General features: G+C 65.8%; 31 protein-coding genes. 17 read left to right on the top strand and 14 right to left on the bottom strand.

The features are described 5' to 3' along the window. Positions 1–53: 53 nt before the first annotated feature. Both C725_RS05000 and hemE read right to left on the bottom strand, forming a co-directional pair. Entirely contained in the window at positions 54–497 is a 444-nt protein-coding gene (locus tag C725_RS05000) for a CopD family protein (protein WP_008600565.1), read from the bottom strand. A 34-nt stretch (positions 498–531) separates the two neighbouring features. Next, a complete protein-coding gene (hemE, locus tag C725_RS05005; RefSeq protein ID WP_008600566.1) occupies positions 532–1,554 on the bottom strand; it encodes a uroporphyrinogen decarboxylase in 1,023 nt (340 codons plus the stop codon). 309 nt (positions 1,555–1,863) lie between these two features. On the opposite strand from hemE, the gene C725_RS05010 reads away from it, so the two are divergent. The 11 genes from C725_RS05010 (at position 1,864) to C725_RS05060 (ending at position 8,674) form a co-directional block, all read left to right on the top strand. Continuing rightward, positions 1,864–2,688 (top strand): pyruvate, water dikinase regulatory protein, encoded by an 825-nt coding sequence (locus C725_RS05010; protein WP_008600567.1) that lies wholly within the window; start codon positions 1,864–1,866, stop codon positions 2,686–2,688. After that, entirely contained in the window at positions 2,685–3,293 is a 609-nt protein-coding gene (locus C725_RS05015; RefSeq protein ID WP_008600568.1) for a Maf family protein, read from the top strand. The genes C725_RS05010 and C725_RS05015 overlap by 4 nt, the downstream gene beginning before the upstream one ends. Further along, entirely contained in the window at positions 3,290–4,120 is an 831-nt protein-coding gene (aroE, locus tag C725_RS05020; protein WP_008600569.1) for a shikimate dehydrogenase, read from the top strand. Before C725_RS05015 ends, aroE begins: the two co-directional genes overlap by 4 nt. Continuing rightward, on the top strand, positions 4,117–4,764 hold the full coding sequence (gene coaE, locus C725_RS05025) for a dephospho-CoA kinase (protein ID WP_008600570.1): 648 nt from the start codon (positions 4,117–4,119) through the stop codon (positions 4,762–4,764). The genes aroE and coaE overlap by 4 nt, the downstream gene beginning before the upstream one ends. Next, positions 4,725–5,444, top strand: a complete 720-nt coding sequence (gene dnaQ / locus C725_RS05030; RefSeq protein WP_038281493.1) for a DNA polymerase III subunit epsilon — start codon at positions 4,725–4,727, stop codon at positions 5,442–5,444. Before coaE ends, dnaQ begins: the two co-directional genes overlap by 40 nt. A gap of 37 nt (positions 5,445–5,481) precedes the next feature. Further along, entirely contained in the window at positions 5,482–6,057 is a 576-nt protein-coding gene (hpf, locus tag C725_RS05035) for a ribosome hibernation-promoting factor, HPF/YfiA family (protein WP_008600572.1), read from the top strand. Next, positions 6,054–6,527, top strand: a complete 474-nt coding sequence (locus tag C725_RS05040) for a PTS sugar transporter subunit IIA (protein WP_038281496.1) — start codon at positions 6,054–6,056, stop codon at positions 6,525–6,527. Before hpf ends, C725_RS05040 begins: the two co-directional genes overlap by 4 nt. Before the next feature lie 7 nt (positions 6,528–6,534). Continuing rightward, positions 6,535–7,005 carry a PaaI family thioesterase gene (locus C725_RS05045; RefSeq protein ID WP_008600574.1) on the top strand — a complete coding sequence of 157 codons (471 nt, stop codon included), beginning with the start codon at positions 6,535–6,537 and terminating at the stop codon, positions 7,003–7,005. An 8-nt stretch (positions 7,006–7,013) separates the two neighbouring features. Then, complete coding sequence (locus C725_RS05050) at positions 7,014–7,343, top strand: DUF1491 family protein (RefSeq protein WP_276324522.1); 330 nt, start codon at positions 7,014–7,016, stop codon at positions 7,341–7,343. 157 nt (positions 7,344–7,500) lie between these two features. Further along, positions 7,501–8,109 (top strand): cell wall hydrolase, encoded by a 609-nt coding sequence (locus C725_RS05055; RefSeq protein WP_051051220.1) that lies wholly within the window; start codon positions 7,501–7,503, stop codon positions 8,107–8,109. A 58-nt stretch (positions 8,110–8,167) separates the two neighbouring features. After that, positions 8,168–8,674, top strand: coding sequence for an MmcB family DNA repair protein (locus C725_RS05060; RefSeq protein ID WP_008600581.1), 507 nt, complete (start codon positions 8,168–8,170; stop codon positions 8,672–8,674). 26 nt (positions 8,675–8,700) lie between these two features. Here the strand turns inward: C725_RS05060 and C725_RS05065 are convergent, their stop codons facing one another. Then, positions 8,701–9,288: an ActR/PrrA/RegA family redox response regulator transcription factor gene (locus C725_RS05065; RefSeq protein WP_008600582.1), complete on the bottom strand. Its 588-nt coding sequence runs from the start codon at positions 9,286–9,288 to the stop codon at positions 8,701–8,703. Continuing rightward, the gene (locus C725_RS05070) at positions 9,285–10,571 is read right to left on the bottom strand and encodes an ActS/PrrB/RegB family redox-sensitive histidine kinase (protein ID WP_008600583.1); all 1,287 of its coding nucleotides are present in this window, start codon (positions 10,569–10,571) and stop codon (positions 9,285–9,287) included. The genes C725_RS05065 and C725_RS05070 overlap by 4 nt, the downstream gene beginning before the upstream one ends. Positions 10,572–10,608: 37 nt before the next feature. Here C725_RS05070 and C725_RS05075 point away from each other — a divergent pair, with 37 nt between their 5' ends. Further along, positions 10,609–11,250, top strand: coding sequence for a histidine phosphatase family protein (locus tag C725_RS05075; protein WP_008600584.1), 642 nt, complete (start codon positions 10,609–10,611; stop codon positions 11,248–11,250). A gap of 18 nt (positions 11,251–11,268) precedes the next feature. Here C725_RS05075 and C725_RS05080 read toward each other — a convergent pair whose 3' ends face one another. Beyond that, the gene (locus C725_RS05080; RefSeq protein ID WP_008600585.1) at positions 11,269–11,865 is read right to left on the bottom strand and encodes an ankyrin repeat domain-containing protein; all 597 of its coding nucleotides are present in this window, start codon (positions 11,863–11,865) and stop codon (positions 11,269–11,271) included. Positions 11,866–11,940: 75 nt separating this feature from the next. Here C725_RS05080 and C725_RS05085 point away from each other — a divergent pair, with 75 nt between their 5' ends. From C725_RS05085 to C725_RS05095, 3 genes are read left to right on the top strand one after another with little or no spacing between them, the layout of a single operon-like run. Next, positions 11,941–12,609, top strand: coding sequence for an SCO family protein (locus tag C725_RS05085; protein ID WP_149864535.1), 669 nt, complete (start codon positions 11,941–11,943; stop codon positions 12,607–12,609). Continuing rightward, a complete protein-coding gene (locus C725_RS05090) occupies positions 12,606–13,043 on the top strand; it encodes a YcgN family cysteine cluster protein (protein ID WP_008600587.1) in 438 nt (145 codons plus the stop codon). Before C725_RS05085 ends, C725_RS05090 begins: the two co-directional genes overlap by 4 nt. Beyond that, the gene (locus C725_RS05095; protein WP_008600588.1) at positions 13,040–13,798 is read left to right on the top strand and encodes a M48 family metallopeptidase; all 759 of its coding nucleotides are present in this window, start codon (positions 13,040–13,042) and stop codon (positions 13,796–13,798) included. The genes C725_RS05090 and C725_RS05095 overlap by 4 nt, the downstream gene beginning before the upstream one ends. On the opposite strand, the gene C725_RS05100 is transcribed toward C725_RS05095, so the two are convergent. Next, the gene (locus tag C725_RS05100) at positions 13,772–15,970 is read right to left on the bottom strand and encodes a transglycosylase domain-containing protein (protein WP_008600589.1); all 2,199 of its coding nucleotides are present in this window, start codon (positions 15,968–15,970) and stop codon (positions 13,772–13,774) included. The two genes, C725_RS05095 and C725_RS05100, sit on opposite strands and share 27 nt — an antisense overlap. Positions 15,971–16,133: 163 nt before the next feature. Between C725_RS05100 and C725_RS05105 the strand changes: the two genes are divergently transcribed. After that, the gene (locus tag C725_RS05105; protein ID WP_243442694.1) at positions 16,134–17,765 is read left to right on the top strand and encodes a lipopolysaccharide biosynthesis protein; all 1,632 of its coding nucleotides are present in this window, start codon (positions 16,134–16,136) and stop codon (positions 17,763–17,765) included. Here C725_RS05105 and C725_RS05110 read toward each other — a convergent pair. The 6 genes from C725_RS05110 to C725_RS05135 all read right to left on the bottom strand — a co-directional run bounded on the left by C725_RS05110 (position 17,654) and on the right by C725_RS05135 (position 22,550). Then, positions 17,654–18,145, bottom strand: a complete 492-nt coding sequence (locus tag C725_RS05110) for a DUF2948 family protein (protein WP_038281504.1) — start codon at positions 18,143–18,145, stop codon at positions 17,654–17,656. The two genes, C725_RS05105 and C725_RS05110, sit on opposite strands and share 112 nt — an antisense overlap. Before the next feature lie 34 nt (positions 18,146–18,179). Further along, positions 18,180–19,460, bottom strand: coding sequence for a UDP-N-acetylglucosamine 1-carboxyvinyltransferase (murA, locus tag C725_RS05115; RefSeq protein WP_008600591.1), 1,281 nt, complete (start codon positions 19,458–19,460; stop codon positions 18,180–18,182). Between the two features lie 72 nt (positions 19,461–19,532). Then, complete coding sequence (locus C725_RS05120) at positions 19,533–20,486, bottom strand: NADP-dependent oxidoreductase (protein WP_008600592.1); 954 nt, start codon at positions 20,484–20,486, stop codon at positions 19,533–19,535. A gap of 59 nt (positions 20,487–20,545) precedes the next feature. Next, positions 20,546–21,466, bottom strand: coding sequence for an EamA family transporter RarD (gene rarD / locus C725_RS05125; RefSeq protein WP_008600593.1), 921 nt, complete (start codon positions 21,464–21,466; stop codon positions 20,546–20,548). 21 nt (positions 21,467–21,487) lie between these two features. After that, positions 21,488–22,042: a dCTP deaminase gene (gene dcd, locus C725_RS05130; RefSeq protein WP_038281506.1), complete on the bottom strand. Its 555-nt coding sequence runs from the start codon at positions 22,040–22,042 to the stop codon at positions 21,488–21,490. A gap of 4 nt (positions 22,043–22,046) precedes the next feature. Further along, positions 22,047–22,550 (bottom strand): UPF0262 family protein, encoded by a 504-nt coding sequence (locus tag C725_RS05135; RefSeq protein WP_008600595.1) that lies wholly within the window; start codon positions 22,548–22,550, stop codon positions 22,047–22,049. 140 nt (positions 22,551–22,690) lie between these two features. On the opposite strand from C725_RS05135, the gene C725_RS05140 reads away from it, so the two are divergent. Further along, complete coding sequence (locus C725_RS05140; RefSeq protein WP_008600597.1) at positions 22,691–22,885, top strand: hypothetical protein; 195 nt, start codon at positions 22,691–22,693, stop codon at positions 22,883–22,885. A 7-nt stretch (positions 22,886–22,892) separates the two neighbouring features. Here the strand turns inward: C725_RS05140 and C725_RS15235 are convergent, their stop codons facing one another. Beyond that, positions 22,893–23,996, bottom strand: coding sequence for a glycosyltransferase family 4 protein (locus C725_RS15235; RefSeq protein WP_008600599.1), 1,104 nt, complete (start codon positions 23,994–23,996; stop codon positions 22,893–22,895). Between the two features lie 3 nt (positions 23,997–23,999). Then, positions 24,000–25,133 carry a radical SAM protein gene (locus C725_RS15240; protein ID WP_149864537.1) on the bottom strand — a complete coding sequence of 378 codons (1,134 nt, stop codon included), beginning with the start codon at positions 25,131–25,133 and terminating at the stop codon, positions 24,000–24,002. Positions 25,134–25,438: the final 305 nt, after the last annotated feature.

The following is a 25,438-nucleotide window of genomic DNA, read 5'->3' on the forward strand; positions in this document are numbered from 1 at the left end:
ACAATTCGGCGGGGGCATGTCAAGTTCGCCCCCGGAATTGCGCCGAAGCATCATCAGAACGGCCGTACGATGACGAGGATTACGACAAGGATGACGGCAAAGGCGGGCGCTTCATTGAGGATACGCAGGCGCTTGTCCGAATAGGGCCGTTCCCCCCGGCCAAGGGTCTTCGACGTGGCCACGGCCCAGCCATGCCAACCCGACAACAGAAGGACGATCAGGATCTTCGCGTGCAGCCAGCCCTGCCCGGCCAGGCCGAGGTTCAGCGCGAGCGCGAGACCGAGACCCCAGACAAGAAACATCGAGGGATTTAGGATCATGCGCCGCAAGACGCCCGTTCGCCTGCCCCACAAGGCTTCCGCCTCGCTGCCCGGCGCGGTCTCACGCTGATAGACCAGATAGCGGCCCAGCGCGAACAGGCCCGCGATCCAGAAAATGACGAAAATGACGTGCGCCGAAAGCACCCAGAGATATGCGCCGCCCAGCCAGCCCTGCATCCGTTCCCCCTCCTCCGGCTTCTGCCCGCCGTCGCTAGCGGCGAATTTCGGTCAGCGCCGCCTCAACATGCGCGATCGGCGTGTCCTTTGAAATGCCGTGCCCCAGATTGAAGATATGCGGCCGGTCCGCAAGCTCCGATTTGATGCGCCGGATCGCGTCCGTCAGCGGCGCGCCGCCCGCTAACAGAGCCATAGGGTCGAGGTTGCCCTGAACAGGCAGCCCCTCTGGCAGCGCCCTATGCGCCCAGGCCGGATCGACGGTCTCGTCCAGCCCGACGGCATCGACGCCCGTCAGGCGTGCATAGTCCGGCAGCTTGGCGCCGGCCCCCTTCGGAAAGCCGATGACCGGCACGCCGGGGCAGCGTTCCCGCAGCGCCTCGACCAGCGTTCGTGTCGGCTCGATCACCCAGCGTTCAAATTCTGCCGGTGCCAGGCTGCCAGCCCAGCTATCGAACAACTGGACGGCTTCTGCCCCCGCAGCGACCTGGCCCGCCAGATAATCTGCCGTAACGCGGACGATCTCGTCGATCAGTTCCTGGAAGCGAAGCCGGTTTCCATAAGCCATCAGCCGGGCGGATGCCTGTTCCTTCGATCCCTCGCCAGCCACCATATAGGTCGCGACGGTCCAAGGACTGCCGGCAAATCCGATAAGCGTCGCGGCTGGCGACAGATCGGCCTTGACCGTGGCAACGGTGCGGTAAATTGCCTGCAGCCGTTCCGGAACCGGCGTCAGGCCGGAAAGCGGCTCCTCATCCATGCGGGGCGAAAGGCGCGGCCCTTCCCCGGCCGTGAAGGTCAGGGTCTGCCCCATCGCATGCGGGACGATCAGGATGTCGGAGAACAGGATCGCGGCATCGAAGCCGAACCGGCGTAGCGGTTGCAACGTCACCTCCGCCGCGGAGGCCTCCTCGTAGACGAGATCCAGAAAACCGCCCTTCTCCGCACGCAATGCGCGATACTCCGGCAGATACCGACCGGCCTGGCGCATGAACCAGACGGGCGGCGTGCTCGTCACGGTGCCGCGGAGAACGGACAGGATCGGTTTTTCGGCGTTCAAGGCCACATCCTTACAAAGAGTCTTAAAAGAAGATGGTGGTTGTGGTGGTGCATGCGCGAGTCGGGGCTTAGCGATCTATGCACAGGCTTGCCAACAGGCTCCAGTTGAACCCGACTCGCACAGACTCCGCGAGTCGCAAAACCGTCATGGAAGATTCGAACAGCGCAGCCATCCACGGGTTTTCCGCTGTGGACGAATCGAGAATGGAATCCCTGCGGAATCGGTGCCGGCGGCTTTCGCGACGACCGTGCCCGCTCGCCCGCCGAAGTTTTCCACAGGATTGTCCATAGGGTATCGGGGCGATTAGGGATGCAGCGCATGGGCGAACGCATCCACATCCATCTTATTTCCGATTCCACGGGCGAAACGCTGGAATCGGTCGCGCGCGCTAGTCTTGCGCGCTTCGAGGGCGTGGAGGCGGTCAAGCATTTCTGGCCGCTCGTGCGAACGACGGGCCATCTGGACCGGGTGCTGGAGGATGTCAGCGAACATCCGGGTCTCGTGGTCTTCACGCTGGCGACGGGTGCGGTGCGCGACCGGCTGGAGCAGCGCTGCGCCGCCCTCGGCTTGCCGGCCGTCTCTGCGATCGATCCGGTCGTCGCCGGTCTGTCGATCATCCTCGGTAAGGCCGCGACCGCGCGCCCCGGGCGGCAGCACCGGCTGGACGAGGCCTATTTCGCCCGGGTCGAGGCCATCAACTATACGATGGCGCACGACGACGGACAGGGGGAGGAGAATTGGAACGAGGCGGACATCCTGCTCGTCGGCGTTTCGCGAACCTCGAAGACGCCCACCAGCATCTATCTCGCCAATCGCGGTTTCAAGACGGCAAACTATCCGCTCGTGCCCGGACGCAAGCCTCCGCCCGAACTGTTCACCGCTACCCGGCCGTTCATCGTCGGCTTGACGACGACGCCGCAGCGCTTGGTCGAGGTACGGCGCAACCGGCTCCTCAGCCTCGCCCAGGCGCCGGAAACGGACTATGTCGACAGCGAGCGCATCAAGAAGGAGGTGCTGGAGGCGCGGCGCCTGTTCGCGGATCGCGGCTGGCCGGTCATCGACGTGACGCGCAAGGCCATCGAGGAAACCGCCGCGGCCGTCATCCGTCTGATGAACCGGGCGGAGGAGGAATGAGCGCTGCGAAGCCTCTCGTGCTGGCTTCGACCAGCCAGTCGCGCCGCGATATGCTGGCCGCCGCGGGCGTTCCATTCGAGGCTATGGCGCCGCAGGTCGATGAGGACGAGTTGAAATTGTCCCTGCGGGCGGCCAGCGCCTCTCCACGCGATCAGGCCGATGCCCTGGCCGAGGCAAAGGCCGTGAAGGTGTCCCGGCTGCTGCCCGGTGCACTCGTCCTCGGCTGCGATCAGATTCTGGAGACGGACGATGGTGGAACGCTCGACAAGGCCGCGGACATGGCAGCGCAGCGCGCGCAGCTTCTGTCGCTGCGCGGGCGGCCGCACCGCCTGATCGCGGCCGCCGTGATGGCAGAGGACGGACGTGCCGTGTGGCGGCAGGCCGAAACGGCAAAGCTGTTCGTGCGCGACTTTTCCGAAGCCTGGCTCGACGATTATCTGGCTGCGGAGGGGAAGGAACTCCTCTGGGGCGTCGGCGGCTACCGGATCGAGGGGCTGGGCGCGCAGCTGTTCGCCCGGGTCATCGGCGATCAATACGCCATTCGCGGCCTGCCGCTCTTTCCGCTGCTCGCTTATCTGCGTGAGCGCGGTGTCATGACGTCATGATGGGCGCGCGGTCGAAGAGGGTCGATACGCCCTATGCGGAGGTCATAGGCGATCCGATTGCGCATTCGAAGTCGCCGGCGATCCATAATCATTGGCTTCGCATGCTGGGCAAGGATGCGCGGTACCGCGCGCAGCATGTTCGGCCGGACGCGTTGCAGCCGTACCTGATGCAAGGCCGGGCCGATCCCGCCTGGCGCGGATGCAATGTGACGATCCCCCACAAACAGGCGGTCCTGCCTCTGGTCGACGACCATAGCGCTGCCGTGCAAGCCATCGGCGCAGCCAACACCCTCGTCATGCGGGACGGCCGGCTGGTCGCTCATAATACGGACGCGGATGGGTTTGCCGCGCCGCTCTCCGGCCGCTCGCTGCAGGGAGAGACCGCTATCGTCGTCGGGGCCGGCGGCGCGGCGCGGGCGGTTCTGCATGCGCTTTCCGCCCGCGGCATTGCGGCGGCCATCATCGTCAACCGGACACGCGACCGGGCGGCCGCACTTCTTGAAAGCTTCGCACTGGACGGCGATGTGCTGGCTCCCGGCGATGCGCTGCCGCCGGCCGCGCTGCTGGTGAACGCGTCCAGCCTGGGCATGTCGGGTCAGGCTCCGCTCGACATCAATCTTTCTTCTCTGCCGCCGAGTGCGCTGGTCTACGACATTGTCTACGATCCTCTGGAGACGCCGCTTCTGGCGGCGGCGCGGGCGCGGGGCCTGGCGGTGATCGACGGCCTTACCATGCTGATCGGTCAGGCGCGGACCGCTTTCGAACTGTTTTTCGATACGCCCCCGCACGGTGGCGATTCGGACCTGCGCCGGATGCTGACCTCTTGAGGGTCATCGGTCTCACTGGTTCCATCGGCATGGGCAAATCCACCATTGCCGGAATGTTCGCGCATCAGGGCGTCCCCGTGTTCGATGCCGATGCGGAGGTGCACCGCCTGCAAGGCCCCGGTGGCCGCGCCTTGGAGGCGATCGAGGCGGCCTTTCCCGGTGTCACGCATGCGGCCGGGCTGGACCGCGCGGCGCTTGGCAAGGCGGTGTTCGGAAAGCCCGACGCGCTAAAGGCGCTCGAGCGAATCGTGCACCCCTTGGTGGCCGAGGCGCAGGCCGGCTTCCTGCGACGTCACCGGCAAGCTCGCCGCCCCTTCGTCATTCTCGACGTGCCGCTGTTGTTCGAGCGTGGCGGCTGGAAGCGTGTCGACGGCATCGTCGTCGTTTCCGCGCCGCTTCATGTGCAACGCGCGCGTGTGCTGGCCCGGCCCGGCATGACAGCCGAAAAACTGGACGCCATCCTCGCGGCGCAGATGGCCGATGCGGAAAAGCGGCGCCGCGCGGATTTCGTCGTGGAGACCGGCATGGGCCGCCGCCGAGGCCTGATGACCGTGCGCCGTCTCACGACTTGCCTAAGCCGCGCCAGCGTCCGATATTGCCGCCAATGCGTGAAATCGTCTTCGACACCGAAACGACGGGCCTAGACCCCGCTTCCGGCCACCGCATCTGTGAGATCGGCGCGGTAGAACTGGACGGGCAGATGCCCACCGGGCGGACCTTCCACGTGCTGATCAACCCCTGCCGCGACATGCCGGCGGAAGCGGTGAAGGTGCACGGGCACACGAACGAGATCCTGGCGGACAAGCCGGTCTTTGGCGCGGTGGTCCGCGACTTCCTGGATTTCATCGGTTCCGACACGAAGCTGGTCGCGCACAATGCGATGTTCGACCTGGGCTTCATCAACCATGAACTGGTGCTGTGCGGTCAGCCGAAGATCAGGGAAAGCCGCATCGTCGACACGCTGGCGATCGCGCGCAAGAAATTTCCCGGCAGCCGTCAGACGCTGGACGTGCTCTGCAACCGCTTCGGTATCGACCTCAGCCGCCGCGTGAAGCACGGCGCACTGCTCGACGCCGAACTGCTGGCGGACGTTTATGTCGAGCTGATGGGCGGCCGGCAGCGCGGCATGGAGCTGAAGGTCGAGACCGAAACGCTGATCGCGGAGGTGGCCGTCCGGCCCCGCCGCGATTGGCCGGAGCGGCATTTCGAGATTCCGCCTGTCGAGCGCGAACGCCACGCTGCGTTCGTCGCGAAGCTGCCGAACGCCATCTGGGCGCGATATCTTGAACCGGACCGGCAAACGATATCGTCCGATATGAGTTGAGCCATTTGCGGGGGCGTTGGACTAAGGAGAAGAAACCATGGACATCCGCGTATCCGGACATCAGCTCGACGTAGGCGCTGCGCTGACGACCCATGCCGAAACCCGGCTGGGTGACATGGCCGAAAAGTTCTCGGTCGGCGTGACGGGCGCAACTGCGACGCTTGCGCCGGGTCCGCACGAGCATGAATTCGATTGCAGTATCGTCATTCAGTTGAGCCAGGGGCTCGTCATGAAGTCGAACGCCAAGGTGCATGGAGAGGCGCGGGCAGCGTTCGACAGTGCAGCGGACAAGATCGAGAAGCAGCTTCGCCGTTACAAGCGCAAGCTGACCGATCGGGAGCGGCGCGGCGCGAACGGTGTGCAGATGGAATCCACCTACCGCGTGCTGCAGCAGGAGGCGGACCAGGAAGCCGAGGTGGCGGAGGACAGCGCGCCGCTGATCATTGCCGACATGCCCGATCATATCCCGGAGGTCAGCGTTTCGGACGCGGTCATGCTGCTTGACCTGCGCCACACCAACGCCCTGATGTTCAAGAACGGGCAGACCGGCGCGTTCAACATGGTCTACCGGCGCGAGGACGGCCATGTCGGATGGGTGGAACCCGGGAAATGAGGGGCGTCAGCCCCGAGGCGCTGCTGTGCGAGGGCTGCGTTCTTGCCCGGCTGCAGGTTGCGGACAGCCGCGGCCTGATGGCCCGGCTGGCTGAGCCCCTGTCGCGCAGCAGCGGCTTTGCCGCGCCGCTTATCGCCGAACGGCTGATCGAGCGGGAGCGTGTGGGAACGACGGCACTCGGCGGCGGAACCGCCATCCCGCACGCGCGGCTTCCGGGCCTTCGCGCACGCACGACGGTGTTCGCGACGCTCGCCCGCCCCCTGGACATGGCGGCCCTCGACGGCGAGCCGGTTGACGCGGTCTTCGGGCTCATCTCGCCGGAGGACGCGGGCGCCGATCATCTGAAGGCGCTGGCGGCGATCAGCCGCTTCTTTCGCGACAAGGATTTGCTGCGCCGCCTGCGCGGGGCCGATTCGAACGACGCACTCCTGGCCCTCCTTTGCCATGCCGGCTGGAGTGAGGCGGCATGAGGAGCGGATGGATGGCTGCCGCCGCGTGACGAATACACAGGAGCATCTTCGCGCGCTGGAGGCGCTTTACAATGCCGCGCCGATCAACCGGCTGTTCCGGTCGTCGCTGGAACTGCCCACTGTCGGCGAATCGAACCTCGCCTTCGAGGTCGGCGAGGAGCATTTTCATGCGGCGGGCGCGGCGCACGGCACGATCTACTTCAAGATGCTGGACGACGCGGCCTTCTATGCGGTCAACAGCGCGGTGAGCGATGTCTTCATCCTGACCACGGCCTTCAACCTTCATCTGGAGCGGCCGGTTCCGGCGGGACGGCTGGTCGCGGAGGGACGGATGGTGAGCGGGCGCCGCCGTCTGTTCGTCGGGGAAAGCCGGCTTGTGACCGCGGACGGGGAGGAGGTCGCTCGGGGAACCGGCACCTTCATGCGGTCGAAGATCGCCCTTGCCGACATTCCGGCCTATGCGGGGGCGCGTCGCTGACCGGACGTCTGCCCACCCGATTATGGCTCGACGGTCTGCGCCGTAAGGTGGCGGCGAGCGGTGATTTCGTCACGGTTCTGTCGCGCGGCGATCCCGATTCGGGCGCCGTCATCCTTGTCGGCCGAACGCGGGAGGGCACCCAGTCTGCCTATGTCCGGACCAATCTGGGCGAGGGACGAATCGAGTGGCGTGTCGTGATAGAAGACGATCCGCCGCCCGGTGAAAAGATCGAGGATTTCTTGAAAAAGCAGAAGTCCTACGATCCGGATCTCTGGATTGTCGAACTGGATATCGCTGATCCCGCACGTTTCATCGCGGATCTAAAGGCGTTGAGTTGACCCGAAACGCCATCCCGCCATATGAGTTCCATAGAAATTAAGCGCCCTGTGGGGGGCGTACTTGTAAACCGAGAGCAATCGACGGGCATGGCAGAAAGTTTGCCGCCCTTCGCCGCAAGGATGGCGACGATCGCTCCGAGACAGGGCTCATACGGACATGTTGAAATCGAAGCGGGCCATTGCGGTGGCTCTGGCGGCGCTCGGCTTGACCGCAGCGGCCGATATACCGACCGACCTGCAGCACAATTCCATCGGCATGACCACGGCGGACGCGGCGCTGGAACTTCAGGCGGAGCCGGTCGAATATCAGATTCCTTCCTTCGGCGAGGCCGAGGAGGCTGATCTTTCCCTACCGACGCTTGTCGATCGCCTGTCCGATTATGGCGATATCGAGTTCGACGAGGAGATGCGGTGCCTTGCAAGTGCCGTCTACAACGAGGCGCGGGGCGAATCGATCGAGGGTCAGCTTGCCGTGGCGCAGGTGGTTCTGAACCGTGCGGCCGATCCGCGCTGGCCGAAAACGATCTGCGGCGTCGTCTATCAGCGCTATCAGTTCAGCTTCACCTTCGACAACGAACCCGACTTTCCGAAGGTCCATACCCAGCCTTGGCGGCAGGCAAAGGCGATCGCCATCGTCGCCGCCACGGAAAGCTGGGACGATCTGACCGACAGCGCCGTCTATTACCACGCCGACTATGTCCGCCCGAATTGGCGCGGCGCGTTCACGCAGACGGCGAACATCGGCCAGCACCTGTTTTATCGTTGATCGGACGGAGCGGCGCGCGGCCCTTTCTTTCCTGCCGTGTTCCGTTAATGTTCACGGTATGGCCACGCGTTCCCCGGGAATCGAATCGGAAGATGCCTCGTCAAGCGCTCCGCTGATCGCTGCCGACGTCGCGCGCGGCGTCGGCAGGCTGTTCTGGCACCGCCGGTTCGTCTGTCTGACAGAGGTGTGTCTGCCCGGCGGGCGCCGCGTCGACGTCATGGCGCTGGGCCCCGACGGCACCCTTTGCGTCGTGGAGATCAAGGTTTCCGTCGCCGATCTGCGCGGTGATCGCAAATGGCCGGATTATCTGGAATGGTGCGATCAGTTCTACTGGGGCATTCCTGCTGGCTTTAATGCGGATCTCTTGTCGGAGGAGTGCTTTTCCCCCGGGCATTGTGGCCTGATCGTCGCCGACCGATTCGGGGCGGAAATGCTGCGACCCGCCGCCACCGACAAGCTGAACGCCGCGCGCCGCAAGCGTGCGGTGGCGTTGTTCGCGCGCGTGGCGGCCGCCCGCGTGATGCGGGCGGGGGACGAGTTTCTGGAAGGATCCTCGGAACTGTAGGGCAGGCACCTGCGCCGCCCCATTCTTCAGCGCGGGCTGCGTTTCGCCAGAATGCGCTGCAGCGTGCGCCTGTGCATTTTTAGCCGGCGCGCCGTTTCCGATACGTTGCGGTCGCACAGTTCATAGACACGCTGAATATGCTCCCAGCGGACCCGGTCCGCGGACATGGGATCTTCGGGCGGTTCCGGCTGCGCCCCGCCCTCCGCGCTCAACGCCTTTATGATATCATCGGGATCTGCGGGCTTGGCGAGATAATCGACGGCGCCGGCCTTGATGGCGGCGACCGCGGTGGTCAGGTTCCCGTACCCCGTCAGCATGACGATGCGAATGTCCGGCCGTTGGTCGCGCAGTTCGGCGACGAGTTCCAGCCCGGTGCCGTCTTCCAGCTTCATGTCGAGAACCGCATGGGTCGGCCGGACGCGCCCCGCGCGCTCGCGCGCTTCTGCAAGGGAGGAGGCGGCAACGACATCATAGCCGCGCCGCGCGAGCGTCAGTTCCAGTCGCTGGCGAAAGCTCTGATCGTCATCGACCAGCAGCAGCGTGCCCAGGCTCTTCTCGCCCGATGCGGGAGTAGCCTCCCTGAATTCGCTCGTCGTCTCTTCGGCCATGATCATCCGCCCTCCTCTTCCTTGTCCGCGGGGCCATCCCTTTGCGGCCAACTGATCTCAACGCGGGCGCCTTGGCTCCCGTTGCGGAAGCGCACGCGCGCCCCGGTCCGCTCCAGAAGGGTCGTGGCGATAAAGACGCCAAGTCCGGTGCCGCCGGCGCGCGATCGAGATGGGCCGAGATAGGGCTCGCCCAAATGGGGCAAAAGGTCGCTTGGGAAGCCGGGTCCGTCATCCTCGATGTGGATGGCGAGGCGGTCGGTGTCGGAGGTGACGGCAAGCACCACTTCGCTGCTGGCGTATCGCACCGCATTGTCCGCAAGATTGAGGATACCGTGTTTCAGTTCCGGCGTGCGCATGACCTGCGGCGGCCGCTCGGCGGGCGCGGCCACATGGACGGGCACCCGCGCGCCCTCGAAGCTCTGCGCGATCTCGTGCAGCAGCGTGTCGGCGCGCACGGCCGGGAACGGTGCGTCCGCCTCCGATCGTCGCGCAATGCCCCGCAGGATGGCGCGGCACCGCTCCGCCTCCCGCGCCAGCAATTCGACATCGCCGCCGAAATCCTCGTCGTTCGCAAGCTCGGACTTCAGGTCCTTCGCGATCAGCGTGATGGTGCCGAGGGGGCCGCCCAGTTCGTGCGCGGCCGCGGCGGCCAGCGCGCCGAGCGCCGACATTTTGGTCTCCCGCTCCAGCACGGCTTGCGTCGTCACCAGCGCCTGCTGCCAGCGCCGCGCCTCAAGCGAAACCTGCAGCACATAGGCAGCGATGAAGCAGATGGAAAAGGCCAGCGCTGCAAAGGTCGCCACCTCGTAGAGGACGGGCATGGAGGGCGGCGTCCCCTTCCACGGCAGCGGTTCCGCCCATAGCCATTCGGCAATCAGGATCGCCACCGCTATCGCCATCAGCGCGATCGTCGCCCGCTTGCTGAGCAGCGTGGCGGAAACCGTGACCGGCACGATCATCAGCACGACGAAGGGATTGTTGATGCCGCCCGTCAGGGACAGGAGCACGCCGAGCTGAACGAGATCGAAGGCGAGATGAAGAAGCGCCTCCGCCCCCACCAGCCGGGCGGCGCGGGGATAAAGATAGAGGAGGCCAAGATTGAGGATGACGGAGGCAAGAAGCGCGCAGCCAATGCCGAAATAGGGAAATGGGAAGCCCAGTCCCAGGCCGATGATGATGAACGTCAGCGATTGTCCTGCGATCGCCATCCAGCGAATGAGAACCAGCGTTCGCACCCGGACGCCCGGCTGGCCGAGAGCGGCAGGAAGAGGGGGGCTCGCGCTTTGCATCCGCCTTCCTCTATAGCGCAGCCAAGGGAGGGGCACGATGGACGAAACCGCGCAGGTTACGCGCTGGCATCTGGTTCGGCACGCGCCGGTCGTCGGGGCGGGCAAGGGCGCGCTTGGCCTTCTTTACAAGACGCATGACGATCCGGCGGACACGGCCGACGCGCCCGCCTTTCGCTTTCTGTCCGGCTGGCTGCCGGCTGGCGCCGTGCTGATCAGCAGCGGCCTTCGCCGTACCGATGCGACTGCCGATGCCCTGCTCGCGGCCGGTTACGAAGCAGGTGAACGGCGCAGCGACGCGCGATTTCAGGAGCAGTTCTACGGCGACTGGCATGGTGCCGACCGGCAGGTGATCGCCGAAACGCCGGCGCGCCGCCCGCACAATTTCTGGTTTCACGACGCCGCGACGCAGCCGCCGGGCGGCGAGAGCTTCTTGGACCTGTGCAGGCGGGTCGCTGCGGGGCTGGAGGCGCTGAGCGCGGACCTGACCGGGCGCGACGTCGTGCTGGTGGGCCATGGCGGCACGTTCCGCGCCGCCATGGCGCACGCCCTTGGCATACCGCCGGACCGGGCGCTGACGATCAGCTTCGACAATCTGTCCGTGACGCGGATCGACCATCGACCCGGCGCCCATGCCGGGGGTGCCTGGCGTACGGTCTACGTGAACCGGCGTCCGGGCTGACGCCGGGGACCGCGAGCCTTACAGGCTGGGGCCAACCACCTCTTCCTGTTCGACAGCGCCCTGCTCAATCAGCTCTTGAACGCGTCGAGCGCGCGGATCACGCTCGGCATATTCGCGGGCGGACAAGCCGGCGATGGAATCGCGCTGGTCGGGGTCCGCCCCGGCCTTCAGCAGGATGCGAATGCTGTCGAGGTCGCGGCGCTGCACGGCCTTGATCAGCGCCGTCTCGCCGCTGTCATTGGCGGCGTTCACATTGGCGCCGTAGTGCAGCAGCAGCCGCACGCCGTCGAGAAATCGCAGGCCGGCCGCCGTGATCAGGGCCGTATTGCCATTGGCGTCGCGCGCATTGATGTCGGCGCCATGCTGCTGCAACAGGTTGATCCAGGGGGCATCGCGACGCTCCGTGACGATATGTAGCGGGGTCTTGCGCGTATCCGGATCGTGGGCGTTTACGAGTGTCGAGCCGGGCCTTGTCAGAAATTCCAGGGCGGCGGCACCGTCGGCGCTTTTCACCGCCTTCAAAAACTCGTACCTGTCGCTCATCTGAGCAGCGGCCGGCATCGCCAGACCGAGGCCGATCAGAAGGGCGGCCAATGTCGCCGTCAGGCGCTTCATGATAACTATCCCCATCGCTCTTTTCGGTTCGGGCCGTAGCATAGGCCCGGTCACCTATTCTATAGGGTGCTGCCCATGAACATCGCACAACCACGCTTCGTCCCGCCGTCGGCTGCCGCCGCACACGATCCATCCCGCATGTTGAAGGCGTTGGCGATGGGCGGGCTGATTCTGGTCGGCGCCTGTTCGCAGGCGGGCGGCGACGGCGATGCGAGCGCGGGTGCGGCGGAGCCGCCCATGGCGGGCGCCGACCTTGGGGGGCCATTCACGCTGCAGAATGCGGACGGTGAGACGGTTACGAACCAGGATTTCGCGGGGCAGTACCGCCTCGTCTATTTCGGCTACACCTTTTGCCCGGACGTCTGCCCGGTCGATGTTCAGCGCATGGGCAAGGCCTATGCCGAACTGAAGCAAAGCGATCCCGAACTGGCCGCGCGTCTGCAGCCGATCTTCATCACCATCGATCCGGAGCGGGACACGCCGCAGGTGGCGCAGGAGTTCGCGGACAATTTCGGACCCGGGATTCTTGGCCTCAGCGGCACGCCGGAGCAGATCGAGACGGCAGCGCTGGCATACCGCGTTTATTATTCCAAGGGAGACGCGCGGGACGACGGCTTCTACCTTATGGACCACAGCGCCTATATCTATCTGATGGATGAGAATGGCGAACCGGTGAACTTCTACGATCGGGGCCAGACACCGGCGCAGATGGCGGCGGACATCCGCAAGTGGATGACGTCATGACCGCCGAGCCCTTCTGGCGGCGGAAGCGGCTGCACGAAATGACGCGGGCGGAGTGGGAATCGCTGTGCGACGGGTGCGGCAAATGCTGTCTGATGAAGCTGGAGGACGAGGATAGCGGCGAGATTTCCGCGACCAATATCGCTTGCCGCCTGCTCGATACGCACAGCTGCCAGTGCACCAGCTACCGAACGCGCCGGTCCATCGTTCCCGACTGTATCCGCCTCAGCGCCGCGAATCTTTCCAGCTTCGCCTGGCTGCCCACGACCTGCGCCTACAGGCTGTTGTCGCAGGGCGAGGACCTGCCCGATTGGCATCCGCTCGTCAGCGGCGATCCCGAGACGGTGCACAGCGCCGGCATTTCCGCGCGCGGCTGGACCATCTCCGAAAACGAGGCGGGGCCGCTGGAACATCATCTGACCGACCGGGTGCTGTGAGGCTTCGGCGCGGCGGCGCGTCCGCCGGACGCGGCCGGGCCGAACCCTCCGGACCGGCGACGCTACGGCTTGCCGGGCGTGAGGTGCCGCTGGAGGTGCGCCGCTCCGCCCGGGCGCGAAGACTGACCCTGACGGCCGATGCCAGCCGCGGCGTGATCCGGCTGACGCTGCCGCCGCGCGCCTCCGCGCGAACGGCGGAGCGGTTCCTGACCAGCCGTATGGATTGGCTCGCCGAGCGCGCGCGCCGCTTCCCGCAGCCCTGCCCCCTGGTCGACGGCGCGCGCATTCCGTATCGCGGCAAAACGCTGCTGTGCCGTTGGCGGGCGGATGCGGCACGGGCACCCCGGCTGGCGGAGGAGACGCTGACGGTCGGCGGTCCTGCGGAGTTCATGAACGACCGTATCGTCCGATGGCTGAAGCGGGAGGCCCGTGCGGCCCTGAGAGGCGACTGCGAGGAGATCGGTGCCCGGGGCGGGATTGAGACGGACGGTCTTCGCGTAACGGTCCGCGACACCCGCCGGCAGTGGGGCAGCTGCGCGCCCGACGGACGTCTCAGCTTTTCCTGGCGGCTGATTCTCGCGCCGGATTTCGTGCGCCGTTCGGTGGCTGCGCACGAGCTTGCGCATCTGCGGCACCGGCACCACGGTCCCACCTTCCATGCGGAGGCCGAGCGCCTGCTGGGTGCCTCGCACGCACCGGCCGATGCGTGGCTGCGCGCGAACGGCGCGCTATTGCACTGGATCGGGCGGCAATAGGTCGGTGGGGGCATTCGGGTTGGCTGTACCGGCCCTGCCCTCCTGCGGTTGCGGTCGATCCGGCGCACCGCCCCCTCCATTCACCGGTTCGTCGAGCCAGGCGTCGGAGCGGCGGGGCCGCGTGGGAACATCGGCTGCGCCAAGCCGGCCCGAACGCTGTGCATCTGGTGACGAAGGATCGATGCCCGGTTCCGCATAGCGAGTGCCGAGGTCATCGGGACCGCCGCGACGGGAAGCATCCGGGGCCGAAGCCGCCTCTCCGTCATAGGCGTAATCCTCGCCATAATAGCCGTCCGAATCATATTCCTCGTCGTCCCATCCGTCCGCGCCGATGCCATAGACCTCCATGTCGGGTTCGGCGAACAGGTCGCCCTCCTCCCCGATATCGCTGTCGAGCGGCCGCACGGGCATGCCCTCCACCGCCGTTTTCATATAGGCCGCGAAGGCGCGCGCCGGACTGCTGCCGCCGGTCAGGCCGGAAACCGCCTTGTTGTCGTCGCGGCCCATCCACACGCCGGTGACGAGATCTGCGGTGAAGCCGACGAAATAGCCGTCGTGATAATTGCTGGTGGTACCCGTCTTGCCGCCGGTCGGCCGGCCGGTGGCGGCAGCCTTGCCCGTCCCCTCCGTCACCACGGATTCGAGGAGGTTCGTCATGTTCGTGGCGACCCACGGGGCCAGGACGACGCGGCCCGGCCCGGGCTCGCGCTCATATTCGGTGAAGCCGCTCGCCGTCTCGATCTTGGTGATGCCATAGGGCTCGACCAGATTGCCGCCATTCGCGACCGCACCATAGGCGGCCGTCATTTCCAGCAGCCGCACGGTGGACGTGCCGAGCACCATGGCCGGCTGCCGGCTGATGTTCGTGTCGATTCCCAGGCGCCGCGCCATCATGGCGACATTGTTGAATCCCACGCGCTCACCCAGCTGCGCCGCCACCGTGTTGTAGGAATTGGCAAAGGCCTGCCGGACCGTGACGTTTCCGCGATGCCCGCGTCCGTAATTGCGGGGGGTCCAGCCGTCGATTGTGATCGGCGCGTCCTGTACGATATCGTTCGGCGTAATGCCGTTCTCGATCGCGGTCAGGTAAACGAACAGCTTCCAGGACGATCCGGGCTGGCGCTCCGCGATCGTGGCCCGGTTGTAGTTGGAGCTGACGTAATCGCGGCCGCCCATCATCGCGCGCACCGCGCCGTCCGGCGACATGGATACCAGCGCCCCTTGCGCGCTTTCCGGCGTCTGGTTCTGCACGGCCGCCTCCGCGGCGAGTTGCATGCGCGAAACCAGCGTGGTGGTCACGATCAGCGGTTCGACACGCTCGTCGGTTAAATCATCGACCTGCTGAAGAACCCAATCGGTAAAATATCGCACATTGTTCTGCTTCGGCTGGGGCGCGAATTCGAGCACCGCAATCTCCTGTTGCAGAGCGTCCGCATCCCCGACGACGCCGTCGCGCGCCATGGTGTTCGCGACCACATAGGCGCGGGTGCGCGCCCGTTCGGGGTCGGAGGACGGCGCGAAGCGGGACGGCGCCTTCACCAGACCGGCAATGATCGCGGCCTCGGCGGCGCTCAGCTCGCTGGCGCTGTGCCCGTAGAAACGGCGGCTGGCCGCATCGATGCCATAGGCGCCGCCACCAAAATAAACCCGGTTCAGATAGAGTTCGAGGATCTGTTCCTTGGTGAAGCGCCGCTCCATCGCGAGCGCCAGCAGCGCCTCTTTCCCCTTGCGGATGAAGCTGCGTTCATTGGTCAGGAACAGATTCCGGGCGAGCTGCTGCGTGATGGTCGAGGTCGCTTTGGGTCCGTCCCAATCGCGCGCCGCGACGGCGACGGCGCGTGTCAGCCCGATGGGGTCGATGCCGGGATGCGAGAAAAAGCGGCGATCCTCGACCGCGAGCATGGCGCCCACCATGACGGGCGGAATCTGGTCGTAGGTCAGCCAGCCGCCATAGGACGGCCCCTCGTTCACCAGGACGACACCGTCCGCGCTGACGACCCGAACGGCCTGTCCGTTGGGTGACTTCATCAGTGTCGCGAATCCCGGCAGGTTCGCCATGGTGACGATGACGGCGCCGATGAGGAGCGCGAGGCCAATGCCGCCGACGATGAGAGCAGCCCGCCAGGCGGCACCCCAGAGACGGCGCGGTGTCGACACGGATTTTTTCTTCATGGACCTAAAACAGTTCGTTCGTTCGCGCGGCAGGCTCCGCAATGGCGCCGCCAGACTGGGCCCGCGCTGATGAGCGCCCGATGAAGCGCGCTGTTTGCGGACCGGAGCAAGATACGCCCGGATATTGCCGCAGCCCCCGCTTCGCGTCTATGCGAAAACGGTTTTGAGCGCCGCCGACCCCTCTGCAACGCCCGCCGCGCGCGGTGACGACACGAAGGCGCTTGCCAAGGGCGGCCGCACCAACTTCGTCGGTTTCCTGCTGCGCCTGATGGGGCGCATTCCGTTTCTGATCATCGGCGGACAGATTTACGGCGCGGAGGCGCTGGGCCGTTTCGCCTATGCGACCATGATCGTCGAACTGATGGCGGCGGTGGCCACGCTCGGCCTTCGCCGCGGGATCGCGGCCGAGCTGGCGAAGGAGGAACGCCCGGCGACGCACGTGATCGGCGATGCGCTGCTTCTCGGCACCAGCCTCGCCCTCGCCGGAGCGGCCATCCTGATCGCGGTGCCGGAACTGCTGTTTCCGAATTCGAAGATCAGCGGCCTCGACCGCCTGTTCCCGCTCGCCGCGGTCTTCTTCGTGGCGACGGAGGTGCTGCTGGCCGCCCTCGCCTATCGCCATAATGTCCAGGCGACGGTGACGGCGCGGGCGCTGATCGAACCCTGGGCAATCACCATTGCTGCCGCCGGCCTGGCCCTGGTTCCCGAATGGCGGCCCGACGCGCTCATTATCTCCTATGCCTTTGCGATGTTCGCAGCACTGATCGCGGCCATGATCCCGGCGCTGCGCATGTTCGGCTTGCCGCAGGCCTGGCGTCCGCGCCCGCGAGAGCTGTTCGCGCTGATGCGGCAGAACTGGCCGCTGGCGGGCGCGGATGCGGCCGACTGGGCAATGCGCAGGATCGACATCATCATCCTTGGCCAGTTCGCGGCGCCGGCCGTTCTTGGGGTCTACTACGTCGCCCAGCAATTCGCCTCCCTGCCGCAAAAGCTGAAGGTGACGTTCGATCCGGTGCTGGCGCCGGTCATCGCGCACGGCGTCAGGGACGGCGACCTGACGGGGGTGGCGCAGCAATTGCGGCAGGTCGGCTTCTGGATCATCTCCGCCCAGCTCGGCATCGCACTGATCCTCGGCTTTACCGGCGAGGCCTCGATGGAGGTGATCGGCGACGGCTTCGGCGCGGGCACCGGCATTCTGTTCCTGCTGCTGGGTGCGGAGGTCCTCTACGTCACCGCTGCCGTCACGGAGGGTGCGCTCGTCTACATGGCGCGGCACCGGAACCTCCTGGTTTCCCTCATCGCACTCGGCGCACAGGTGGCGATGACAGTCGCCTTCGTCGCCAGTTTCGCCGCGCTGTTTCCGAACGTAGCGGCGGACCGCCCGGTACAGGGTATCGGCGCGGCATTGGCGCTGGCGCTTGCCGCTCTCCTCGCGTCTGTCCTGAAGGTGGCGCTGATGCACAGGCTGATCCCCGATCCGGTCAGCGGCTGGCGGTGGGTGTTCCTGCCCGTCACGGTGGCGACGTCTGCCGCCGGCTTTGCGTCGATGACCTTCCTTCCGCCCTTCTGGCAGTTGACCGTGGGCCTTCCCGTACTGCTGACGATCTATGGCAGTCTGATGTGGTTCTTCGCGTTCAAGGGGCCGGACCGGCTGCTGTTCAGCAAGCTGTCGGAGGCGAAGGGTCAGGAGGAGGAAGCGGAGGAACTCGGCGTGCCCGTGCCGCTGGGCGACGTGCCGACGAGATCGTCGCCACTGCCTTCCTCCTCGTCGGACGGGGCCTCGTCGTCGTCATGACCGGGCCGCGCGCTTGCGGGCCAGGGGTCGCCGACATCCTCGAGTAGCATGTCGATGGCCTCGACGCGGCAACGCACGCTGGTGCCGCCGGCGAAAACCATTTCGATCAGGTCGTCGTCCCCCTCGATATGGAGCAGCTCGAGCACGGCCGCGCGGCTGTCCGGCCAGGACCGGCGCTGCGCCTTTGTGACCCCGTGAATGCGCAGGATCGTATGACAGCGCTCCGCCGCCTCGACTTCCCAGCGGTATCGATTGACCAGCAGCGAGAGGATGCGCCTGCGTCCGTCATAATGGGTGTCGCAGGCGCGCAGCAGCGAATCCTGCAGCAGCGCGGCGATGGTTTCCAGATCCTCCCGGTCGCAGGCAATCAGGCGGGCCATGGGCGCTTCCTCTTCTCTCTCGTTTTCGCGGCGCTCAATCGCCCGACGCGCGCTGGATATCGGCGCCGACCGCCGACAGTTTCTCTTCCAGTCGCTCGTAACCGCGGTCCAGATGATGAACGCGCAAGACCTCCGTTGTTCCCTCAGCCGCCAGCCCGGCGATGATCAGGCTCATGGAGGCGCGCAGGTCCGTGGCCATCACGGCGGCGCCCTTGAGCCGCTTGACGCCGCGAACCGTGGCCGTGCGGCCGGATACCTGAATGTCGGCGCCCATCCGTTCCAGTTCGCCGACGTGCATATAGCGGTTTTCGAAGATGGTTTCGGTCAGCACGCTGACGCCGCTTGCGAGCGACAGCATCGCCATCATCTGCGCCTGCATATCTGTGGGGAAGTCCGGATAGGGATGCGTGGTGATGTTGACCGGGCGGATGCCACCGGTGCAGCGGACGCGCAGCCCCTCGTCGGTCTGCTCAAGGGATACGCCCGCCGCCTCCAGCTTCTCCGCCACGGCCTCGAAATCCCGGGCATCGGCGCCGATCAGTTCGACGTCGCCGCCCGTGATCGCCGCGGCGCAGGCGTAGGAGCCCGCCTCGATCCGGTCCGACATGACCCGGTAGGTGTCGCCGTGAAGGCGGGGAACGCCGCGCACGCGGATCGTGCCCGTACCGTGCCCCTCGATCTTCGCGCCCATTCCGATCAGGCACTGCGCCAGGTCGACGATCTCCGGCTCGCGCGCGGCGTTGACGATCTCCGTGTCACCGTTCGCCAGCACGGCTGCCATCAGGGCATTCTCCGTGGCGCCCACGGACACGATGGGAAAGTCGATACGCCCGCCCTGCAATCCCTTTGGGGCGCGGGCGTGGACATAGCCGGCCGAAACCTCGATTTCGGCGCCCAGCGCCTCCATTGCCTTCAGGTGCAGGTCGACAGGCCGCGCGCCGATCTCGCAGCCGCCGGGAAGCGGCACCTTCGCCTCCCCGCAGCGGCCCAGAAGCGGCCCCAGAACGAGAATGGAGGCCCGCATTTTTCGCACGATGTCGGCGGCAGCGGTGGTCGAGGTTACGCGGCCCGCCTTCAGCGTCATGACACGGCCGAACACCTCCGGCCGCTTGCCCTCGATCTCCGTTGACGTGCCCAGCTGGTTCACCAGATGGCCGAACATGTCGACATCGGCGAGGCGCGGCAGATTGCGAAGTGTCAGCGGCTCCTCTGTCAGAAGGGCGGCCGGGATCAGCGTCAGCGCCGCATTCTTCGCACCCGAAATCTGCAGCTTGCCCTTCAGCGGGGTCCCGCCCCGAATGACGATCTTTTCCATGGCTTCGCGGTTAACGATTATTCCCCGGCATCGGAAGGGGGCGGGCGGCGCGAACGGCCGCCCGCTAACCCCTCAGCCTTCGTCCTCGTCGTCGATCGTGACGATCACCTTGCCTTGGACATGGGCCTCTTCAAGGCGTCGATGCGCCGCGTCGAGCTCGGCGAAGGGAAAGCTGCGGTCCACGGCGACGTGAACACGGCCTGCCGCGATCAGATCGGCGATTTCGGCAAGCTGCGACCCGTTCGGCTCCGCCATGTAGCGCGCCGCCTTTGCGCCCTTCTCCCGGGCGGCGTCCGCGTCAGGCTCTTCCAGGGTCGAAATCATGCGGCCCCCTTGTTTCAGGACCTGCCAACTCTTCTTCTGCACGTCGCCGCCGAGAAGGTCGAACACCAGATCGACGTCGGCACCCATGTCGGTGAAATCCTGAGCGTCCGTATCGATCACACGGTCGGCGTGAAGGCCGTGCAGGAAGTCGCGGTCGGCAGCGCGGCCGGTCGCGGTCACGCGCGCGCCGCGTACCTTGGCGAACTGAATCGCCAGATGACCGACGCCGCCGGCCGCGCCGTGGATCAGCACATGCTCACCAGTCTTCTTCAGTCCGCCATGGTCGAACAGACCCTGCCATGCCGTCAAGGCGGCAAGCGGGACGGCGCCCGCGCCGCTCATGTCCATATGGGCGGGCAGAACGGCAAGTTCGGACGGCTTCATCAGAACGTGGGTGGCATAGGTCCCGCGTTCGAAACCGGGCATGCCGTAAACCCGCTGACCATGAGCGAAGCCGTCCGCGGCCGCGCCGACGGCTTCGACGACGCCGGCGATATCGCGGCCCAGAATGACGGGCAGGTCGTCCGTCTCAATGGGGGGGAATTCACCGCGACGCGTCTTGTAGTCGACGGGGTTGATGCTGGTTGCCTTGACGGCTACCAGGACCTCGTCAGCGCCCGGTACTGGCCGCTCCAGTGTCTCGCGCTGGAGGGTCTCGAGGTCGCCAAAGGCGTGGATGCGCCAAGCCTGCATGTTCGCCATGCCATGTCTCCTTGCTGAGGGTCGGTTGCGGGTTCACCGGGCCAACACCCGGGCCGGCCTTAGGCTCCCTCGGCAGCTTCCGTGCCGCGCCGTTTCCGCCCGCGAAAGCCGCCGATCGAAAAGGCTGCGAGGCCCGCCCAGATCAGCGCGAACGCGGCCAGCCGGGCCTCGTCCATCGGTTCCCCATAGGCAAAGACGCCGAGAAGGAAGACGATGCTCGGCGCAATATATTGCAGGAAACCCAGCGCGGAGAGATTGAGGCGACGCGCCGCATGGCCGAACAGGCCGAGCGGCAGCGAGGTGACGATGCCCGATCCGATCAACACCAGCATCAGACTGAGCGGATGACCGAACACGCCCTCCGGCGTCTGCAGCAGCCAGAAAAGGGCGATCGGCGTCAGGATCACGGTCTCCACGATCAAACCCGTGACGGCATCCACCGCCGCCCGGTTGCGCGCCAGGCTGTAGAGCGCGAAAGCGGTGGCAATGCCGATGGAGGTGAACGGCAAGCCGCCGCGCAGGACGGTCATGACGGCGATTCCGCAAAGCGCCAGACCGATGGCCAGCCACTGCCACCCGTTCAGGCGCTCCCGAAGGACAATCACGCCAAGCGCGGTGTTGAACAGCGGCTGCATGAAATAGCCGAGGCTGGTGTCGAGAACACGGCCATCCAGAACCGCCCAGGTGTAAAGGAACCAGTTGGCCCCGATCATGGCCGCGCTGAAGCTCAGCCAGAGGACGAGCGACGGGGTTCGCAGCGCGGCGAGCACCGGCGGCCAGCGGCGCAGCGCAGTCACGACCAGGATCATGATTACCGCCGACCAGAGAATGCGGTGCGCCAGTACGGCGGCGGCGGGGACGCCCTCCGCCAGCTTTATGTAGACCGGCATCAGCCCCCACAGGGCATAGGCGCCGAGGCCGGCATAAAGCCCGGCGCGGCGCTCGCGCGCGTCCACCGGCGGATTTGCAGGCGCGTTCACGGGGAGCGGTTCCTGTCCGCGCTAGAGCCGGGGCAGCGTCACGCCGCGCTGGCCCTGATATTTACCGGCGCGGTCTGCATAGCTCGTCTCGCAGGGTTCGTTTCCTTTCAGGAACAGGAACTGACACGCGCCCTCATTGGCATAGACCCGGGCAGGCAGCGGCGTCGTGTTCGAGAATTCGAGCGTTACGTGACCTTCCCAGCCCGGCTCCAGCGGCGTCACGTTCACGATGATGCCGCAGCGCGCATAGGTCGATTTGCCAAGGCAGATGACGAGGACGTCACGCGGAACCCGGAAATATTCCACCGTGCGGGCCAGGGCGAAGCTGTTCGGTGGGATGATGCAGCAATCGGTCTTGCGGTCGACGAAGCTGTTCGAATCGAAGTTTTTCGGGTCGACGACGGCGCTGTCGACATTGGTGAAGATCTTGAACTCGTCGGCGACGCGCGCGTCATAGCCATAGGAGCTGAGACCGTAGGAAATGGTGCCCTCGCGCCGCTGCCCATCCTCGAAGGGTTCGATCATCCCCATGGTCCGCGCCTGCTCGCGGATCCACTTATCCGACATCACCGACATTCTGTTATCCCCTGATATGAAGCACGCAGATCAGCGTGAAGAGCCGGCGCGCCGTGTCGAAATCGACCTCGATTCGCTCCCCCAGCCGGTCCTTCAGCAGATCGGCGGCTTCGTTGTGTATGCCGCGCCGCGCCATGTCGATGGCCTCGATCTCGTGCGGCGCGCGTTCACGTATGGCCTGATAATAGCTTTCGCAGATCGCGAAATAGTCGCGAATGGTCCGGCGAAAGGGGGATAGCGGTACGACCACCGTTGCCAGTTCGCTGTCGTCTTCCCGCTTCACGTCGATCGCCAAGCGGCCGTCGCGGACATGAAGCAGGATGCGGTATGGCCCCTCAACATCGGCGCCGCCTCCGTCCGGTGCCTCGATCAGGCGAAAGGAGTTCCCCTCCAGCAGGTCAAAGATCGCGACGCGTCGTTCCTGTTCGATGTCGGCGCTGCGCCAAAGAATGGTGCGCTCGTCAAGGGCAATGTCGATGATCCGGTGGTCGGGCACGCCCGCGCTCATAGCGCGGTCGGCGGAGCGCCGCCAGCACCCCGCAGGCGTCGCCGGACTGCAACCATCTTCGCGCTTCGTGCGTCTTTCCAGTCACGGTGGGCACATTTGTCGAGCTTGAGTGAGGATGCCCGCTGAGAAGGGAAGAGACCATGGCACCGACAGTCGATCCGAATGGCCGGGGTTACCGCATTCTCTACCGGCAGGGCGAAACCAACTATTGTCCCGGTTGCGGCCACGCGAACTGGTATATTGGCCGGCACGCCGCGGAATGCGCGTTCTGCGCCACGGTCCTGCCCCTCGGCGCCTCGACCCACAAGGAGCCAGAATACGCGCTCGCCGGCTAGGGCGCAGTCAAATGGCAGCTCCCTTTGGCTCCGCCATGGCAGGGACAGCGCCGCCGTTCCTGGCCGTTCCGTCGTCCGCCTCTGCACTCCTCGCCAAGGCGGCGCGGTAGAGGGACTCATACCGGCTCTGCTGAGCCGGCAGATCGAAGGTTGCGGCCCGCCGCCGCGCGGCAGCGGCCATCCTCCGGCGCCTCTCGGGCGAGTCTGCTAGGCTGCGGATCGCCTGGGCCAGCAGGTCCGGTCTTCGCGGCGGGACAAGGCTTACCCCATCGCATTCGCCCCGGGCGATTTCGGGGATGCCGCCGACCCGCGTGGCGATACAGGGGAGGCCGGCTGCCATGGCCTCCAGCAACGCGAGCGGCGTCCCTTCATGCGCCGAGCAAAGCACGAACAGATCAAGCGCGCGGTAATAGGCATTCATGTCGCCGACTGCGCCCAGGAAGCGGCAATTGCCGCCGCGTGCCTGCGCGAAGAGGCTCTCATATTCCGCCCCGGCGCCCGCAATCACAAGCGCTATGTCCCGCCCCGCCATACGGACTGCGGAGATCAGGTCGCCTTGGCGCTTTACCGGATGCAGGCGCCCGGCGGTCCCCACTTGTAGAGCAGCTCCTTTTCTCTCCGGCCGTGCTTCGGCACGAAAGACAGTCACGTCGATCGCGGAGGGGATGATTTCGCAGGGCCTGCGCGTGAACCGCGCAACCTGCCGCGCCAAATTGCCGGAGACCGCTGACACGGCGCCCGCTTGGCGCAGAGCCTGCCATATGGGTTTGGCGGCCCGCCAGTCGCTGCGCAGATCCGCGTGGATCGTAACGATCAGGCGCACCTCCGGCGGCAGGGCGCGCGCTGCGTAGATTGCTGCAACGGGACCGTGCGCATGAACGATGTCGATCTCGCGCGACAGGATTTGCCTTAGCCGGTCCGCAAAATCGGCTTTGGTCCGATCCAAAGTGCGCGGTTCCAGATTGTTCGCAAACGGTGCGACGGGCCGGTCTGCCTCGAATGTAATAACAATGTCGCCGGGGCGGCCAGTGCAAAGCTGCGCCACCGTGCGTTCCCGGCCGCCAGTCTCCAGCGATGCGGTCAGATGGGCGACGCGGATCGGCGGCGCCACGGGTCAGTCTCGCAGCATGGCGGCGGCTCGCTCCCGGTAGAGACGCGCGCTGGGCGCATGCTTCATGACCCGGGCGCCGCGTTCGCAGTGACAGTTTGGGCAGTCGAGGCGGAAGGCGGAGCGCGCATGGTCGTGATGCCGGGATGTGCCGATCAAATCGCGCAGCCGGGTCTGGTGCAGATTGCCGAGGTCAAAAGTGACGTAGCAAAGCTTCACGGACCCGTCGGCGCCGACCCAAAGCAGCTTTCCGGCATCGCACGGGACGCGCATCCGGTCTGTCTTCAAGGCCCAGTCGGGAATGGAGGCGAGGCTGGCTGCGCTTTCCGTCAACAGATCGGGCTTTGCGGCTTTCAGGCGGACGAGGTGCTCCGCCATCCGGTTCAGACGGTCGGCGTCGCGGTCGCGAAACTGAAGGTTCCGTTCCGGCCCCTCCTGAAAATAGGGGAGTGAGTAGTGCACGATATCGATCTGCATCCGCGCATCGAAGCGTTCGGCGATCGCCCTGGCGCGTTCGAAACTGTCGATGTCGCAGGTGCCGCGGTGCAGTAGGAAATTGAACTGAAGCGCGAGCGTATCCGGCCCGTATCGCGCGCGCGTGCTGTGCAACGATTCGAGCAGCCGTTCATAGCGGCCGCCGCGCTGTACATAGTCATCGAACGCCGCCCCGGTGCCATAGAAGCCGATGGTGGCCTTGCGCAGACCGGCCGCATGCAGCGCATCGATTCTTCTGTCCAAGATAAGAGCGTTCGTCGTCAGATAGGCACCGATGCCGAGCGACTGCGCCTTCTCTAACATGGCGGGCAGGTCGGGATGCAGCAGCGGCTCGCCGCCGTAGAGGCGAACGGCCGGGACACCCGCGGCGTGAGCGTCCTCGAGCAGATCCTCGACGATATGCAGCGGCAACTGCGCTCCCGGCATGAAGTCGCGCCCATAGCGGCAGCCGATACAGCGGAAATTGCAATGCGCCGTGACGGCCACGGTAATCTTTTCCGTGCGAGCCCGCACCACACTCGGCCAATGTTCCGCCACACGGCCGAGCAGGCGTTCGCCGGAATGGTGCATGGATTGAAGCGCTGGCCTTGCCGCGGGAACAGCCCGTGCGATACGCCGCCCCGCGCCCACAAGATCTATGGGCACGATGACATGCTTCCCCACGGATACTGGGCCATCACATTCTCCCCCCGGACATGCGAATCGAGTCTTTAATCCTGATGGTTAAAGGAAATCGAGACGCCTGCGCAATGCCTGCCGCCAGACAGAAGAGCGTCGGCGCCTGCTATACGTTGCTTGGCCGACAGGAAGAAGGGAACATGGCGCACCCGACATGATGAAGGTGGGCACTGTAATTATTGGGAGATACGCGTAGTAATCCGATGATCAGAGCGATCTAAACTAGGCGCAGGCCCCATTAAAGTGCTTGCGGGAACGACCTCGAGCTGACT

The organism is Pacificimonas flava, assembly GCF_000342165.1.
In the GTDB taxonomy this organism is placed as follows: Bacteria; Pseudomonadota; Alphaproteobacteria; order Sphingomonadales; family Sphingomonadaceae; genus Pacificimonas; species Pacificimonas flava.

What these genes read in the sequence shown, in the direction of transcription:
- C725_RS05000 (WP_008600565.1), bottom strand. Translation starts at nt 497, where the DNA reads ATGCAGGGCTGGCTGGGCGGCGCATATCTCTGGGTGCTTTCGGCGCAC.
- C725_RS05010 (WP_008600567.1), top strand. Translation starts at nt 1,864, where the DNA reads ATGCAGCGCATGGGCGAACGCATCCACATCCATCTTATTTCCGATTCC.
- C725_RS05015 (WP_008600568.1), top strand. Translation starts at nt 2,685, where the DNA reads ATGAGCGCTGCGAAGCCTCTCGTGCTGGCTTCGACCAGCCAGTCGCGC.
- aroE (WP_008600569.1), top strand. Translation starts at nt 3,290, where the DNA reads ATGATGGGCGCGCGGTCGAAGAGGGTCGATACGCCCTATGCGGAGGTC.
- dnaQ (WP_038281493.1), top strand. Translation starts at nt 4,725, where the DNA reads ATGCGTGAAATCGTCTTCGACACCGAAACGACGGGCCTAGACCCCGCT.
- hpf (WP_008600572.1), top strand. Translation starts at nt 5,482, where the DNA reads ATGGACATCCGCGTATCCGGACATCAGCTCGACGTAGGCGCTGCGCTG.
- C725_RS05040 (WP_038281496.1), top strand. Translation starts at nt 6,054, where the DNA reads ATGAGGGGCGTCAGCCCCGAGGCGCTGCTGTGCGAGGGCTGCGTTCTT.
- C725_RS05045 (WP_008600574.1), top strand. Translation starts at nt 6,535, where the DNA reads ATGGATGGCTGCCGCCGCGTGACGAATACACAGGAGCATCTTCGCGCG.
- C725_RS05055 (WP_051051220.1), top strand. Translation starts at nt 7,501, where the DNA reads ATGTTGAAATCGAAGCGGGCCATTGCGGTGGCTCTGGCGGCGCTCGGC.
- C725_RS05060 (WP_008600581.1), top strand. Translation starts at nt 8,168, where the DNA reads ATGGCCACGCGTTCCCCGGGAATCGAATCGGAAGATGCCTCGTCAAGC.
- C725_RS05065 (WP_008600582.1), bottom strand. Translation starts at nt 9,288, where the DNA reads ATGATCATGGCCGAAGAGACGACGAGCGAATTCAGGGAGGCTACTCCC.
- C725_RS05070 (WP_008600583.1), bottom strand. Translation starts at nt 10,571, where the DNA reads ATGCAAAGCGCGAGCCCCCCTCTTCCTGCCGCTCTCGGCCAGCCGGGC.
- C725_RS05075 (WP_008600584.1), top strand. Translation starts at nt 10,609, where the DNA reads ATGGACGAAACCGCGCAGGTTACGCGCTGGCATCTGGTTCGGCACGCG.
- C725_RS05080 (WP_008600585.1), bottom strand. Translation starts at nt 11,865, where the DNA reads ATGAAGCGCCTGACGGCGACATTGGCCGCCCTTCTGATCGGCCTCGGT.
- C725_RS05085 (WP_149864535.1), top strand. Translation starts at nt 11,941, where the DNA reads ATGAACATCGCACAACCACGCTTCGTCCCGCCGTCGGCTGCCGCCGCA.
- C725_RS05090 (WP_008600587.1), top strand. Translation starts at nt 12,606, where the DNA reads ATGACCGCCGAGCCCTTCTGGCGGCGGAAGCGGCTGCACGAAATGACG.
- C725_RS05100 (WP_008600589.1), bottom strand. Translation starts at nt 15,970, where the DNA reads ATGAAGAAAAAATCCGTGTCGACACCGCGCCGTCTCTGGGGTGCCGCC.
- C725_RS05110 (WP_038281504.1), bottom strand. Translation starts at nt 18,145, where the DNA reads ATGGCCCGCCTGATTGCCTGCGACCGGGAGGATCTGGAAACCATCGCC.
- murA (WP_008600591.1), bottom strand. Translation starts at nt 19,460, where the DNA reads ATGGAAAAGATCGTCATTCGGGGCGGGACCCCGCTGAAGGGCAAGCTG.
- C725_RS05120 (WP_008600592.1), bottom strand. Translation starts at nt 20,486, where the DNA reads ATGGCGAACATGCAGGCTTGGCGCATCCACGCCTTTGGCGACCTCGAG.
- dcd (WP_038281506.1), bottom strand. Translation starts at nt 22,042, where the DNA reads ATGTCGGTGATGTCGGATAAGTGGATCCGCGAGCAGGCGCGGACCATG.
- C725_RS05135 (WP_008600595.1), bottom strand. Translation starts at nt 22,550, where the DNA reads ATGAGCGCGGGCGTGCCCGACCACCGGATCATCGACATTGCCCTTGAC.
- C725_RS05140 (WP_008600597.1), top strand. Translation starts at nt 22,691, where the DNA reads ATGGCACCGACAGTCGATCCGAATGGCCGGGGTTACCGCATTCTCTAC.